Source organism: Streptomyces sp. NPDC055966 (genome assembly GCF_042269865.1).
Taxonomy (GTDB): domain Bacteria; phylum Actinomycetota; class Actinomycetes; order Streptomycetales; family Streptomycetaceae; genus Streptomyces.
The window spans coordinates 1-14266 of sequence record NZ_JBHJYK010000025.1 but is presented as its reverse complement, the minus strand read 5'-3'; the positions used below and the strand labels follow the sequence as shown (position 1 = coordinate 14266).

Below are 14266 nucleotides of genomic sequence, written 5' to 3'. Positions count from 1 at the left end.
ATGGCCGAGTTCACGATGCCCTCGCTGGGAGCGGACATGGACCAGGGTGTACTCCAGGAGTGGCTCGTGGGCCCAGGGGACCGTGTGCACAAGGGCGATGTCGTGGCCGTCGTGGAGACCGACAAGGCGGCCATCGAGGTCGAGTGCTTCGAGTCGGGCACCGTGGGACGGCTGCTCGTGTCACCGGGGACCCGGGTACCCGTGGGCGCGCCGCTGGCGGTGATCGAGGGCCGGAGGGCGAACGGCACGCCCACACGCACGAAGGCCGGTCAGAAACCGGCCGAGCGGCACGAACGCCCGAATCGTCGGGGGAAGGCGGTCGGAGGACCCGAGTCCGTCCCGGAGACGATACGCGCGGAAGCGAAGAGGACGCCGGACGGGCCGCGGGTACACGCGTCAGCCCGTCCCGGCGACTCCCCGATGAATGTCCCGGCCGCGACCGACGCGGCGCTCGGGGTCGGACCGCTCGTGCGGCACCTCGCGGTGCTGCGGGACGTCGACCTGACGGCGCTGCACGGCACCGGGCGAGGAGGACGGATCACGCGCGCCGATGTGGAGAACGCCCGGCCGGAACCGGCCCCCAGGGTGCGGGCCACTCCCTACGCCCGGCGGCTCGCCCTCGACCTGGGCATCGACCTGACGGCGGTACGCGGAACGGGGGACGGCGGAGCCGTGCGGGCGGCGGACGTGCGCGCGGCTGTTCCGGCGCGCTCCGGGCCGCATGGACTCGGGCATCCTGCTCCACGGCGACGGGACGTGGAAGCACGCTCCCGCGTGGCAGGAGCGAGCGACAGCCGGACGGATCAACGTACGGACGCCATGCGCCGTGCCGTCGCCGACCTGGTGAGCCGCTCCGTGCGGGAGATCCCGCACTACTACCTGTCCACCGCCATCGACCTCATGGCGGCCGTGGACTGGCTGCGCCGGCTCAACCGTGGCCGTCCGCCCACGGACCGCCTTGTGCCGGCCGCTCTGCTGCTGAAGGCCGCCGCCATGGCGGCGAGGGAGGTACCGAGTCTCAACGGCTACTGGCAGAACGGCGGATTCGTCCCCGGCCCGGCGATCAACCTGGGCGTCGCCGTGTCGCTCCGACAGGGCGGACTGCTCGCGCCCGTGATCGCCCACACGGACGCCCTGTCGCCCGACGCTCTCATGGCCCGTCTCAAGGACCTGGTGCAGCGGGCGCGCCGAGGACGGCTGCGCGGCAGCGAGCTGTCCGGCGCCACGCTGACCGTCACCAACCTGGGCGATCAGGGCGTGGAGACCGTGTTCGGCGTCATCCATCCGCCCCAGGTGGCCCTGGTCGGCTTCGGCACGGTCGTCGAACGGCCCTGGGCTGCCGACGGCATGCTCGGCGTGCGTCCCGTGGTGACCGCGACCCTGGCCGCCGACCACCGCGCCACGGACGGCGCCGTCGGCGCCCGTTACCTCACGGCGGTCGACCGGCTGCTGCAGAAACCGGAGGAGTTGTGAGTGGGATGAAGCCCTTGGACGATGCGGAAGCTCTGTCCGTGATCAAGGAGTCGATCACGGTGATCGTCCCCGATGCGGACTTCGCTCGGGTCGAGCCGGACGACAGGTTCCGTGACGTACTCGAACTCGATTCGCTCGATTTCCTCAGCCTGGTGGAGCAGTTGCACGAACGCACGGGGGTCCGGATCGACGAAGAGGACTACCCGGAGCTGACCACGCTGTCCGACGCCACGCGGTTCCTGGTCGGCAGATCGAAGGCGAGCGCCGACCCGGCGACGTGAGGGGGCGCGGAGGGGAGCCGTATCGAAGAGGAGGAGTGGCCATGTCACTGTCCCAGGTCGCCGGCACCGTGAAATCCGAGAGCATTTTCGACCGCCAGTCAGACTGGGACGCACTCGTCGCCTCCGTCGTCTTCGACGCGCAGGGGATGACACAGGCCGAATCGCCGAGCCGCCTCAGCGATGTGCACGCCCGGTTCACCGGAGCTCTCCCGCTGCGCACGTGGCACGGCTGGGATGATGCCGTCGACGCCCCGTGGGCGCTGGGTGGCACGCGAAGCGTGCCGGTCGTCCGCGACGACTCCCCCGAACTCGTACGGCGGAGCCCGTCGTTGCCCTCCGTCCTGCACCGCGTCTGTCGGCGAAGGCATGAAGCGGGTCTGCCCCACCGCGCACGCCTGCTGCTGAGCGGCAGTTGCCTGCCCATGACGCGGTGTCTGTTCAGCGCGTTCTCACCATCGCTCGGACTGGCCGGTGTCCATCTCCCGGTCCGCACTTTCGACTTCGGGCAGGCGGCACGGTTCCGGGGCGTCCGTGTCCCTGCCGTCGCCTCCGGCTGCGCACCCCGGGGCCAGGTCGCCGACTGCCTCGGCACCCCGCTGACGGACACCGCACGCTCGTTGGCACTGCTGCGGGACGTGGGCCTGCCGCACGGCGAGCCTGACGCGTTCCGGCCCAGCCTGATCCGGCTGCGGGTCTGCGAGCCGCTGCTCACCTTCGAGCACGCGGCAGTACGCCCGCACCGGGCCGAGTGGGACCAGCGGGCCACGGCGGACGTCTGGAAGACGATCCGCCACCTGCGACGGATCCGCCGCTACCTGCTCTCCTTGCCCGCCGACCGCGGTGAGGACGTGACGCACGCCGTGCTGTACGGAGTTCGGTAAGGGGGCGCGGGGCGCCTTGAGGCAGCCACGATCGCGGACCAATCGGCCCCTCACAGGTGACGAGCCGTCGCACGGTCAGGTTCCCGCGGCTCGGAGGGCCGCCGTGACACGGGGCGCCGTAGCCGGGCCGGGTTGGCTCTGGTGGCTGTGCACCGGGCTCATCCTGGTGGCCGCGGGTTTGGTCGCGCTCTCCCGGCGTCACGAGCTGGTGGAGGCGTACCACCTGATCACCCGGGTACGCCTGCCGGGCGTGGTGGTCGCCGCGGTGTTCGAAGCGATGTCCGTCCTGTGCTTCGCCGCCGTGCCCCGCTGGCTGCTGCGGACGGGAGGCTCGCAGTGGAGCATGGGCAGGACGGCGTGCACCACGATGGCCGGCAATGCGGTGGCGGGCGCGCTGCCGGGTGGTGCGGCGTTCTCGGCCGCCTGGATGTTCCGGTACTTGTCCCGCCGAGGCGCCGGACAGGCGCTCGCGGCGGCCGTCCTGGTGACCGCGGGCGCGTTGTCGGCCCTGAGCCTGTTCCTGTTGCTGGTGACGGGTGTGCTCGTGGCAGGCTCGAGCGGTCCCGACGCTTTCGTCCGACGCGTGGTCGGTGCGCTGATGGTGGCTCTTGCGGGCGGGCTGGTGATCCTCGGTCTGTACCGCTTCACCGGCTTCCGCCGTGTGCTGAGACGTGTTTGGGCCCGCACTGGTCGGCAGTCCAGGCGAGTGGTGAACGCCGAGGACGCCCTGATCCAGCTGGCGGAACAAGTCCGGGAGGTACAGCCCCGGTTGCTTCCCTGGCTGCGGCCGTTCGCCTTCGCCGTTCTCAACTGGATGCTCGACGCAGCATGCCTGACCACCGGAATGTGGGCGCTGGGCGTCGACGTACCCTGGCACGGACTGCTCTTCGTCTACGCGCTGACACAGATCGCGAGCACCTTGCGCCTGACCCCTGGAAACCTGGTCATCGCCGAAGTGACTCTGTCGGCATTGCTCGTCGTGTACGGCATGCAGCCCGGACAGGCGATCGCCGTCACGTTCTTCTACCGCGTCGTCAGCTTCTGGGCCCTGCAGCCCATCGGCTGGGCCTGCTTGATCGGCCTCACGTTTGAATCTGCCCTTGAGAGCCGGAAGGGCAGGCCGCGGGCGCGGTGGCTTCGCTGAGGGTCTGCTGGGTTCGCTCGCCGCGCAGAACGACTTTCAGGGCTCCCGAGACGGTTCCGCCCGCGAAGACCTCGTAGGCGTCTTCCATACGGTCGAGCCCGAAGGTGTGGGTGACCAGCCCAGAGACGGGCAGACGTCCGCACTCCATGAGTTCCAGCAGCCACGGAGTGGACGACGTGTCCACCTGACCCGTGCTGATCGTCACGTTCTTGCGCCACAGGGATTCGAGATGCAGCGTCGCCGGTCCGCTGTGCGCACCGATGTTGGCGATGTGCCCTCCCGCGCGGACGGCACGGGTGCAGAGCACGAAGCCCTCCGGATCGCCCGAGGCCTCGATGGCCACGTCGGCGCCCGGCCCCTCGGCCAGCTCGGCGATCATTGTCCCCGGGGATTCGGCGGCCTCGGCTCCCACACGGAGCGCGGTCTCCAGCCGGGCTCGGGCCAGATCCACGACGATGATGCGGCGGGGCGAGTACAGGCGCGCGACGATCGCCGTGGCAAGACCGACAGGTCCCGCACCCACCACGACGACGGTGTCTCCGGGGCACACGTGTCCGTTGCGCACTCCGACTTCGTAGGCGGTCGGGAGCAACTCGGCGAGCAGCACCACGTCGTTGAGCGACAGAGCGAAGGGGCGTCGGGTGGTGGAGTGGTCCGCGAAGGGCACCCGCACGTATTCGGCCTGCGTCCCGTCGATCAGGCTCCCCAGAATCCATCCGCCGCCCCCTCGGCACTGTCCGAACCTCGCATCACGGCACTCCGGGCAGCGGTCGCACGAAGAGACGGACGACACGATCACCTGGTCCCCGGGGCGCAGACGGCGCACTTCGTCACCGACCTCGACGACCTCACCGACGGCCTCGTGGCCGAGGACGGCCCCCGGCTTCACCTCCGGCAGCTCTCCCCGCAGGATGCGCAGATCGCTGCCGCAGATGGTCGTGGCATCGACACGTACGACGGCGTCGGTGGCCTCCTCGATCCCGGGGTCCGGGACCGTGTCCCAGGAAATCTGTGCCGGTCCGTGATAGACGAGCGCTCGCACGGTACTCACTTCCTCGCCCCCCACCTTCACGGTCACCCCCGCACGGAGACCGGGCAAGCCGCCGGGTCGGCGTAGGCCGGTCTTTCGGGCATGCCCTCGATGCGCGCGGGAGGGCTCGCTGCATGGCGGCGGTCTCCGTCCCGTACGAAGCTGGAAACGACCGCGCACAGGTCCGACGAGCACGTAGGACCGAGCGCCGGTCCGGGCCTCGTCTGCGTCCCGGGCGCGTTGCGGTCTCTCCCTCGGGGATGGTCCTGCTCCCGCCGCGGCGCACAGGGATCTGTGGCGGAGGAGCCGGAGGACTGAATCCCGGGCGAGAGGAGACGGGCGCGGTGACGATACCCCTGGTGGTCGGCGTCGACGGCTCCGAGGCGAGTCTCGAAGCGGTCGGCTGGGCCGCTGACGAGGCGGTCCGGCACGGCGTGCCGCTCCACCTCCTGCACGCGGCAGGCGGGGCGCGTGACGCGTCCCAGGTGATCAGCGCCGCCACCGCACGTGCCGAGGAGAGATCACCCACGGTACGGCTGTCCAGCGAGGTGTCGTACGAGGACGCGGCCACGGCGCTGGTCGGCGTCGGGCGCAACGCCTTCGCGCTGGTGCTGGGATCCCGCGGGCTCGGGGACCTCACCGGCCTGCTCCTCGGCTCGGTGAGTCTTGCGGTCGCGGCACGGGCCGACTGTCCGGTCTTCGTGGTCCGCGGCACGGTCGAGCACCGCGAGGCCCGGTTCGGGTGCATCGTCGTGGGTGTCAAGGACGAGAAGACCAGCGGCACCGCCGTGGACGTCGCGTTCCGCGAGGCCCGGGCGCGGCGGTGCCGGCTCGTGGCGGTACACGCCTGGAGCGCACCGTCCGGCGCGTGTACGACGGCTCGGGCCCCGTCGTGGCCGCTGGAGGCCCACCGGCGCCCGCCCGCACAGGTGCTCGACGACGCGCTGCGCGGGCCGGCCGGACAGTACGCCGACACCCTGGTGAGCCGGCAGCTGATCGAGGGCCCGGCTCGCCGGGCCCTGCTGGACGCCGCGTCCGGGGCGGATCTCCTGATCGTGGGCGGCCGTCGTCGGCTCGGGCATCCCGGCCTGCAACTGGGCTTGATCAATCATGCCGTACTGCATCACGCGCCGTGTCCGGTCGTGGTCGTGCCCCAGTTGTGACGGCCACGGGCAGGAAGCACCTGGCGCGCCGGCGCCTCGGGCAGGGCACGGCGCGCGGCGCGTACGGGTGAGTCTTCAGCTCTTCGAGGACGAGCATCCGGCGGACACGAAATGCCGGAGATCGGCGGCGAACCGGCGACAGGCCGGGCCATGGAGACCTCGTCCGGCACCTCAGGTGTCACCGGCGGAACTCCGCGCGTCGTCCGTGCGACAGGCGATGCGGCCGCCGACAGAGACAACGCCGTCGACGCCGCGGCACAGCTGTTCGATGACGGGAATCAGGCTCTTGTACTCCACGGTGCCGCCGAGGGTGACCCGTCCGTCACGCACCTCGACCGACACCTCCCTTGGATCGAGTCCCATGGTCCGGCGCAGGAGATCGCCGGTGATCTCCTCACGGATGGCATCATCACGACGCAGGAAGATCCGCAGGAGATCACCCCGGCTGACGATTCCCAGGAGCCGGTCCGCCTCGTCGACCACGGGCAACCGTTTGACGTGCTGGGTCTCCATGAGACGCGCGGCCTCGACCACACTCCACTGCGCACGCGCGCACACCGCGGGAGCCGACATCAGCTCCTCCGCGCGGGAGCCCTCGGCCTTGGCCCGCTCCCACGCCTCCAGATTCGGCACGGGAGTCCTGCCCGACGGGTCTGCCTGATCGGCGCTCTTGCGCAACAGGTCGGCCTCGGACACCACCCCCACGGGGCGGTCCAGGTCGTCCACCACGGGCAGGGCGGAGACGTCGTTGTCCGCCAGGAGTCTGACGAGTTCCTTGAACGGCGTGTCGCGCCGGGCTCGGACGACGTCCCGGGACATGAGCTCCTCGACCGTTCGGTGGTGCATGGTGCCTCCCGGATACGGGCCGCCCGCCTCGCGGACACGGGGCTCGCGGCCCCCGTGCGACGGTGTGTCCCGCGTGGCAGGTTGGATACAGCACCATTCTGAGCAGAGGGCGGCGATCATGCGAGCTCACCTCGGCGACCAACTCGTCATCGACAGTACGAAGACCGGCGCCGCCAGGCGCGACGGCGAGATCGTCGGCCTCCACCACGAGGACGGAACACCCCCCTACGATGTGCGCTGGTCGGACACCGACGAGGTGACCCTCGTGTTCCCCGGGCCCGACGCACACATCCACCACCTTGAGTCCGCCGAGCCCCGGACCACGAGCGTGCCACAGCCGGACGCGGGTGAGGCGCGGGGCGCGTCCGCGGTTGCCCCGCCGACCGGGGCGGCAGGCCCCGGCGACATCGGCCGGCGCGTGGCCGTCGAGCGCCGCAGGCAGGGGCTCAGCCGGGAGGAGACAGCCGGCCGCGCCCGGATGTCCCCCGACTACCTCGCATACCTGGAGGAACGTCCCGCAGATCCGACCTTCGCGACTCTCATCAGGCTGGCCGACGCGCTGGGCACCTCCGTCGCCGCTCTGCGCGGCGGCGGCATGGATCTCCCACCAGGCCAGGGACACGCGCTCTTGCACCCTCGGCTGCGGGATCTCAGCCCGGAGGAATGCCGCACCCTGCTCTCGACGCACGGCGTGGGGCGCATCGCGGTGCCGGCATCCGACGGCCGTCCTGCCGTCGTCCCGGTCAACTACGAGATCGTCGACGACGCCATCGCCTTCCGGACCGCGCCCGGCTCCCTGACCGCGGCGGCCGCAGGCAGGGAGGTGGCCTTCGAAGTCGACCATGTGGACGAGGACATGAGCCAGGGCTGGAGCGTACTCGCCGTCGGCCCCGCGAACGTCGTGACGGAACCCGAGGCCGTACGCAGGCTCACTCACCATGCCCACACCAGGCCGTGGGCGGGCGGCGAGCGCGAGATGTGGGTGTCCATCCGCCCTGCGACCCTCACGGGCCGTCGGATCACACCGGCCGATCGGTAGCCCACCCCCGGCCATGGGGCACCGGCCGCGCCGGCCGCGCCGACAGCCGGTTGGCGTGTCGCAGGGGTGCGCGGACCGTGCGACGGTATTCACAGGTGGTCTCCCTGCAGCCCGACGGAGGAGGCGGTGGCGGCGATGGAACTCCCGCTGGTCGTGGGCGTCGACGGATCGGACTCCAGTCTGCTGGCCGTCGACTGGGCGGTGGACGAGGCGGCACGCCATGGGCTGCCGCTGCGTCTGGTCCACGCCTCCTTGTGGGAGCGCTACGAGGCGGTCCGGCCCTCCTTCGGCACCGGCCGTCCCGCCGAGGAGGTCATGGCGCAGCACATCATCGCTTCCTGCCTGGACCGTGCCCGGCTCCGCGACCCCGAGGTCAAGGTGTCGGGCGAGGTGCTGGCCGATGACGCCGTCGCGGTGCTGCTGCGGGCGGGCCCCGAGGCGTCCGCCGTGATCACCGGCGTACGTGGGCGCGGCCAGATCGCCGGAATGCTGCTGGGTTCGGTCAGCCTCGCGGTCGCGGCCCGCGCCGTGTGCCCGGTCGTCGTGGTCCGTGGCGCGGAGCGCAACCGCGAGGGGCTCCTCGGCCGGGTCGTGGTGGGGGTCGGGGACCCGACAGGCAGCGCGGGTGCCGTGCGGTTCGCCCTCCGCGAGGCCGCGGCACGCCGCTGTGGCCTGACCGCCGTACGGTCCTGGCGCACCCCTGCCGCCGAGCCCGTGGACCACATGCTGATCGCCGACGACGCCGCACGGCTGCGCGAGGAGCGGGCCTCGGCCGGCCTTGAGGAGGCATTGCGCGCAGCCGTACGGGAAGACTCTCAGGTCGTCATCCGTCGCCAGGCGGTCGAGGGCCCAGCCCACCGTGTGCTGCTGGACGCGACAGCCGAGGCCGACCTCATCGTCGTCGGCGCAGTTCGCCGACACGGTCGCTTCGGTCTGCAGCTCGGCAGAGTCGCCCACACCCTGCTTCACCACTCGCAGTGCCCGGTCGCCATCGTGCCCCAGCCGGTCTGAGGCCGACCGCGCGAGGCTGAACCTCCACGTCCTCTCCGGAGGAGAGGGAAGGGTGGCGGATGTCAGAGTCGGAGTGGACATGGGAGTGGACGGGCTACAGCCCCTCCGGCGAACAACTGCGCGAATCGCTCTGCACGCTCGGCAACGGTTACTTCGCCACACGAGGCGCGCTGCCCGAGTGCCGGGCGGGCCTGGTGCACTACCCGGGAACGTATGCGGCCGGGTGCTACAACCGCCTGGAGTCGACCGTCGCGGGACGGCACGTGGTGAGCGAGGATCTGGTCAACCTCCCCAACTGGCTGCTCCTGCGATTCCGGCTACGCCGTGCCGAGGAGGACTGGGGCCCATGGCTCTCCCCCCACACGCACGCCCTGCTGGACCACCGCCACACCCTGGATCTGCGCCGCGCCACGCTCACCCGGGCCTCCCGTCACCGCACCGACGGGACGGGCGTGCTCGGCGTCGAGCAGATCCGCCTGGTGCACATGCTGGATCCCCACCTGGCCGCGCTGCGGACGCTCTTCACCGCTGAGAACTGGTCGGGAGAGATCGAGATCGAGAGCTGCCTCGACGGGGAAGTGATCAACGGCAACGTGCACCGCTACCGCACCCTCGACCGCCGCCATGTGACTCATGTGCGGACCGGCACACATGAGCCACAGACGGTCTGGCTCAGCTGCCGCACCAGCACATCCGACATCGCCGTCGCCCTGGCCGCGCGGACGAGGGTGGTCACCGACGGGGTTCCGACCTCCTCGGAGCTTCGTCCGGCTCGTCGCCGTGCCGTCCACCGCTTGGTCGTCCCGATCTCGCCGGACCGCCCGGTCGCCATGGAGAAGATCGTGGCACTGCACACCTCGCGGGACACGGCGATCAGTGACCCACTCGGCGAGGCGATCGACCGCGTGACCACGGCGGGGGACTTCCCGGCCCTGCTGGAGTCCCACACCGCCGCGTGGGAACGTCTGTGGCGGCGCACGGACATGCAGGTGCCCGGCGAGGCCGGCCGCATCCTGCGCTTCCACCTCTTCCACGTCCTGCAGACACTCTCACCGCACACCGCACACCGCACACCGCGGACCTGGACGTGGGAGTGCCCGCACGAGGGCTGCACTGCGAGGCGTACCGGGGTCACGTCTTCTGGGACGAGCTCTTCGTCCTGCCGTATCTCAGTCTCCACTTCCCGGACGTCTCCCGGGCGCTGCTCAATTACCGCTACCGGCGCCTCCCGCGTGCTCACAGAGCGGCGAGAGCAAACGGCCGGACCGGGGCCATGTATCCGTGGCAGAGCGGCAGCGACGGCCGCGAGGAGTCCCAGGAGTGGCATCTCAATCCCGCCTCGGGCCGCTGGCTGCCGGATCACTCCCGCCTCCAGCACCACGTGGGCTCGGCGATCGCCTACAACGTGTGGCAGTACTGCGAAGCCACCGGCGACACGGAGTACCTGCACACCAGGGGCGCGGAGATGCTGCTCCAGATCTCCCGCTTCTGGGCGGACCTCGCCGACTTCGACCCCGGCCTCGGCCGCTACCGGATCCGCGGTGTGGTGGGTCCCGACGAATACCACGACAGCTACCCCGGCGGCGAACAGCCCGGGCTGGACGACAACGCGTACACGAACGTCACCGCCGCCTGGGTCCTTGCCCGCACCCTGGAACTCCTGCGGCGCCTTCCTGTCTGGCGCCGCGAAGAACTCCTCCGACGAACCGGCCTGGACGCCGATGAACTGCCCGAGTGGGAGGAGGTCTCCCGCCGCTTGCGGGTCCCCTTCCACCAGGGCGTCATCAGCCAGTTCGCGGGCTACGACGACCTGACCGAACTCGACTGGGACACCTATCGAAAGCGCTACGGCACCATCCGCCGCCTGGACCGGATCCTTGAGGCCGAGGGCGACACGGTCAACCGCTACAAGGCATCCAAGCAGGCCGATGTCCTGATGCTCGGCTACCTGTTCTCCCCCGCCGAGCTGCGGGCTCTGTTCCGGCGTCTCGGGTACGGCCTGGACGACGACGTGTGGCGCAGGACCGTGGACTACTACCTGCGGCGTACCAGCCACGGCTCCACCCTCAGCGAGCTCGTGCACGGCCTGGTCCTCGCCAGAGCCAGACGCGCGGACGCATGGCAGTACGTTCATGAGGCTCTGGAGGCCGACATCGCCGACATCCAGGGCGGCACGACCGGCGAGGGCATCCACCTGGGGGCCATGGCCGGAACCCTCGACCTCGTCCAGCGCGGACTGACGGGACTGGAGACACGCGAGGACGCCCTGTGGCTGGACCCGGTCCCTCTTCCGGCGCTCTCCGAGTACGGCTTCACACTGCGCTATCGCGGTCACTGGGGCGTCGGCGTACGACGCCGGAGCGGACATCTGGAAATCGCCGTACCCGATTCGGAGGAGTCACCGATACGCGTCGTGCTGGCCGACCGCGCGGTGACCATCGCCCCAGGAGAGACGTGCACGCTCGTCCTACCGGAGACCTGACACGACGACGAGCGTCCCGTCTGCCCCCTGACGGGCCCAACGGACCTGTTCCTTGGCCCTGTCGGCCCAAGACGGGCACCATGGAGCGGGGGACAGTCAGAGACGGTCAGGAAAGCCCGAGCGCGCCCGATGGTCCCGCCTCTGGCGCGTCGAGGAAGTGAGCCGTCGTGATGTTCTGGTATGACCACGATCCCGGCTGGTGGGGATGGCTCGGTACGTCCATCGGCGTGATCGTCTTGTTGGCTCTGCTCATCACCTTGGGAGTCCTCCTTCACCGCTCCCTGGCACGGCTGAGGGGAGATCGACGCGGCGGGGTTTCAGTACCGCACGGCACTTCCCGCAGAAGGCACCGGTGAGCACCTCGCCCCCGGCGCGTACGCCCCCGTCTCGACGCCGTAAGCGACGCTTCGTCAGGTCTGTGCCCGGCCCTGCAAGAGACCGTCATTTCCGGTGACGGTCCTGGCCATGCAGATCGACGCAACGTTCCGGGAAGTGCTCGTGTTTGACGGGATTGACGACGGAGATGTGGAAACGGTGACCGCCGCCTTCGGCACAGTCGACGTCACGGTCAGAGGTCGGGTATCTGGTGGCACATGTCCGGACTGCAGGGGTTCATCGGACCGGGTGCACGACTCCTACCAGCGCAGGCTGAAGGATCTGCCGCTCGCTGGACAGAGCGTCGTGATCCATCTGACGGTCCGGCGTTTTCTGTGCGGCACGGCCGACTGCCCGCGCCGCACATTCGCCGAGCCGTTCGCGCAGCTGACTGACCCGTACGCGTGTTGCACCTCACGGCTCGGCCACATTTTGGAGCGCGTCGGGCTCGCGCTCGCCGGATGGGCCGGCGCCCGGCCGACCGCCCAACTGGGCTTCCGCGTCGGACGGATGACCTTGCTGCGCAGGGTCATGGCTCTGCCCGACCCGCAGCCCGGGACGCCACGTGTACTGGGCGTGGACGACTTCGCGACTCGTCGCGGGCAGACCTACTCCACCGTCTTGACCTGCGGGGGGACCCACCGTGTGGTCGACGTACTCCCGACGCGCGAGTCCGGGCCGCTGGCCGCGTGGCTGACCACCCACCCGGGCGTGGAGATCATCTGCCGGGACCGGGCGGGCGCCTATGCCGAGGGCGCGCGGCTCGGAGCGCCCACTACGATCCAGGTCGCGGACAGGTTTCACCCGTGTCAGGGCATCGGCCGGGCCGTGAAGACCTGCGTCGCCGCCCACCGCGAGTGCCTGAATGCGCCAACTTCGCCTGAAAAAGCGGATATTAAGGCGCGGAGCCACGACTCGGCGCGCGTCGGACCGGCTCCCGACGGCCGACGTGCCCAGCGCAAGAAGGCCGCACACGCCCTGATACACGAACTACTCGCCCAGGGTCGCTCGCGCCGGGCGATCGCCCGCCATCTGGGCTGGGGGCTCAACACCATACTGCGCTATGCACGTGCCGCCACCTGGGAGGACACTCTCCGGAACAACCGGCCCCGGCCCAGCCTACTAGACCCCTACAAGCCCTATCTGGAGCGGCGGTTCGCCGCAGGACATACGAACGTCACCCGCCTGCACCATGAACTGCCCACCAACCGTGCGACAGGTCACCGGCTGGCTCACGCGTCACCCCTTGAGCAAGGACGAGCGCGCCGCACTGAAGGACGTCCAGGCCCCGCTGTCCCGAACTGGATGCCGCCGCCGAACACGTCCGCGACTTCGGCGAGATTCTCACCCAGCGCCTCGGCGTCACGCTCCCCACCTGGATTGACGCCGTCGACGCCAGCCAACTGCCCGGCCTCACCGACTTCGCCCTCCACATGCTCCGCGATCTCGACGCGGTGACCGCCGGCCTCACCTTGCACTGGAACTCCGGAGGCACGGAAGGCGCCGTGAACCGCATCAAGAAGATCAAGCGGCAACTCTACGGCCGAGCCGGATTCGAACTACTCCGCAAGATGGTCCTGCTCCAATAGCACCCCGAAACGCTACCCAAGATCCGCGCAAGGACTTGAGTAGCAGGAACGCTGGCTGCGGCGGGTGTGCGGATCGAGGCCCAGGTAGGTGCCCAGCCGTGGCAGGATGGCCTCATGTTGATCCGAAAGGGCGATGCCGCGTAGGCGTCCCAAGGCCGTCCGCGCAGAGCAGTGCCGGCCACGATGGCAGTGTCCGGTCCTGAAGGTCCACGGTGTCTCCGCGCGGACTCGTGCAGCGATCCGCCGGGTCGAAGACCAGGAGATGTGGCCCAACGCGGTCGCTAACGCGCTCTCTCGTATCGAGTGGGTCTTCGAGCAGCCTGGCCGGTACCTGGATGCCTCCGCGTTCTGCTCGCCCGGGATAAACGATGCCCGTGATGACCTGGAGTGGGCGATGCGGCACCTTCCTTCGGGAGCCAAACGGGACTTGGGCCGACTGATCACGCGCATCGATGAGGAACTCGAGCGCCGTACTTTGCCTGAACCCAACTACATCGAGTTGGCGACGTTCGGCTGGTGGTGGACCAGAATGCGTGAACGCTGACGGGCCTCGACCTCGTGTGCCTCCCCTCCAATCGAACGCACCGTTACTCTCCGCGACCGCTCCCCAAGATCTGTGCCAGAACCCATTTCTCATCGACATTCACGATCCGAGTGATCACCGACTGACTCCGGAGCACGTCGACAAACGCTGTTCCTCCAGATCGACGAAGCCATGTGGGTTGACTCCGCCTACGCCGGCAAGCTCGTCGACTGGGCCAAGCAGCACCTCAACCTGACGATCAAGCCGGTCAGCCGTCCCAAGGACGCCTCCGGCTTCGTCGTGCTACCTCGTCGTTGGGTCGTCGAACGCAGTCTGTGCGCCACGAGGCGCTCTGTTTGTATCCCCGGTTCAGCCGGGAGGAACTCGGAAGGAGGTTCCTGGGCCCGATGACTTACCTGGATCCGAAAG

General features: G+C 69.9%; 12 protein-coding genes and 2 pseudogenes. 12 read left to right on the top strand and 2 right to left on the bottom strand.

The features are described from left to right. The 4 genes from ACFC8N_RS39045 (at position 1) to ACFC8N_RS39030 (ending at position 3779) form a co-directional block, all read left to right on the top strand. Positions 1–1473 carry a 2-oxo acid dehydrogenase subunit E2 gene (locus tag ACFC8N_RS39045; RefSeq protein ID WP_376293848.1) on the top strand — a complete coding sequence of 491 codons (1473 nt, stop codon included), beginning with the start codon at positions 1–3 and terminating at the stop codon, positions 1471–1473. A 5-nt stretch (positions 1474–1478) separates the two neighbouring features. Next, complete coding sequence (locus ACFC8N_RS39040) at positions 1479–1754, top strand: acyl carrier protein (RefSeq protein ID WP_356037489.1); 276 nt, start codon at positions 1479–1481, stop codon at positions 1752–1754. A gap of 41 nt (positions 1755–1795) precedes the next feature. After that, positions 1796–2635, top strand: coding sequence for a hypothetical protein (locus ACFC8N_RS39035; protein WP_376293846.1), 840 nt, complete (start codon positions 1796–1798; stop codon positions 2633–2635). 103 nt (positions 2636–2738) lie between these two features. Beyond that, the gene (locus ACFC8N_RS39030; protein ID WP_376293844.1) at positions 2739–3779 is read left to right on the top strand and encodes a YbhN family protein; all 1041 of its coding nucleotides are present in this window, start codon (positions 2739–2741) and stop codon (positions 3777–3779) included. Here the strand turns inward: ACFC8N_RS39030 and ACFC8N_RS39025 are convergent. Next, positions 3718–4821, bottom strand: a complete 1104-nt coding sequence (locus ACFC8N_RS39025) for an alcohol dehydrogenase catalytic domain-containing protein (RefSeq protein ID WP_376294019.1) — start codon at positions 4819–4821, stop codon at positions 3718–3720. The genes ACFC8N_RS39030 and ACFC8N_RS39025 overlap by 62 nt on opposite strands. A 332-nt stretch (positions 4822–5153) precedes the next feature. On the opposite strand from ACFC8N_RS39025, the gene ACFC8N_RS39020 reads away from it, so the two are divergent. Further along, a complete protein-coding gene (locus ACFC8N_RS39020; RefSeq protein ID WP_376293842.1) occupies positions 5154–5972 on the top strand; it encodes a universal stress protein in 819 nt (272 codons plus the stop codon). 171 nt (positions 5973–6143) lie between these two features. Here ACFC8N_RS39020 and ACFC8N_RS39015 read toward each other — a convergent pair whose 3' ends face one another. Beyond that, on the bottom strand, positions 6144–6818 hold the full coding sequence (locus ACFC8N_RS39015; RefSeq protein WP_376293840.1) for a CBS domain-containing protein: 675 nt from the start codon (positions 6816–6818) through the stop codon (positions 6144–6146). A gap of 118 nt (positions 6819–6936) precedes the next feature. Between ACFC8N_RS39015 and ACFC8N_RS39010 the strand changes: the two genes are divergently transcribed. The 7 genes and pseudogenes from ACFC8N_RS39010 to ACFC8N_RS38980 form a co-directional block, all read left to right on the top strand. Then, the gene (locus ACFC8N_RS39010) at positions 6937–7857 is read left to right on the top strand and encodes a DUF1918 domain-containing protein (protein ID WP_376293837.1); all 921 of its coding nucleotides are present in this window, start codon (positions 6937–6939) and stop codon (positions 7855–7857) included. Positions 7858–7992: 135 nt separating this feature from the next. Continuing rightward, positions 7993–8868: a universal stress protein gene (locus ACFC8N_RS39005; RefSeq protein WP_376293835.1), complete on the top strand. Its 876-nt coding sequence runs from the start codon at positions 7993–7995 to the stop codon at positions 8866–8868. 59 nt (positions 8869–8927) lie between these two features. Next, positions 8928–11350 (top strand): annotated as a pseudogene (locus tag ACFC8N_RS39000) (glycoside hydrolase family 65 protein). A gap of 465 nt (positions 11351–11815) precedes the next feature. Then, entirely contained in the window at positions 11816–13183 is a 1368-nt protein-coding gene (locus ACFC8N_RS38995; protein WP_376293834.1) for an ISL3 family transposase, read from the top strand. Beyond that, positions 13066–13314 carry a transposase gene (locus ACFC8N_RS38990; RefSeq protein ID WP_356037521.1) on the top strand — a complete coding sequence of 83 codons (249 nt, stop codon included), beginning with the start codon at positions 13066–13068 and terminating at the stop codon, positions 13312–13314. Before ACFC8N_RS38995 ends, ACFC8N_RS38990 begins: the two co-directional genes overlap by 118 nt. Positions 13315–13576: 262 nt before the next feature. Further along, entirely contained in the window at positions 13577–13858 is a 282-nt protein-coding gene (locus ACFC8N_RS38985) for a hypothetical protein (RefSeq protein WP_356037467.1), read from the top strand. A 174-nt stretch (positions 13859–14032) separates the two neighbouring features. Beyond that, positions 14033–14173, top strand: a pseudogene (locus ACFC8N_RS38980) (IS5/IS1182 family transposase); the annotation flags it as partial. Positions 14174–14266: the final 93 nt, after the last annotated feature.

Coding starts and splice junctions, on each gene's coding strand:
- ACFC8N_RS39005 (WP_376293835.1), top strand. CDS start 7,993: ATGGAACTCCCGCTGGTCGTGGGCGTCGACGGATCGGACTCCAGTCTG.
- ACFC8N_RS38985 (WP_356037467.1), top strand. CDS start 13,577: ATGTGGCCCAACGCGGTCGCTAACGCGCTCTCTCGTATCGAGTGGGTC.
- ACFC8N_RS38995 (WP_376293834.1), top strand. CDS start 11,816: ATGCAGATCGACGCAACGTTCCGGGAAGTGCTCGTGTTTGACGGGATT.
- ACFC8N_RS39035 (WP_376293846.1), top strand. CDS start 1,796: ATGTCACTGTCCCAGGTCGCCGGCACCGTGAAATCCGAGAGCATTTTC.
- ACFC8N_RS39040 (WP_356037489.1), top strand. CDS start 1,479: ATGAAGCCCTTGGACGATGCGGAAGCTCTGTCCGTGATCAAGGAGTCG.
- ACFC8N_RS39045 (WP_376293848.1), top strand. CDS start 1: ATGGCCGAGTTCACGATGCCCTCGCTGGGAGCGGACATGGACCAGGGT.
- ACFC8N_RS39015 (WP_376293840.1), bottom strand. CDS start 6,818: ATGCACCACCGAACGGTCGAGGAGCTCATGTCCCGGGACGTCGTCCGA.
- ACFC8N_RS39010 (WP_376293837.1), top strand. CDS start 6,937: ATGCGAGCTCACCTCGGCGACCAACTCGTCATCGACAGTACGAAGACC.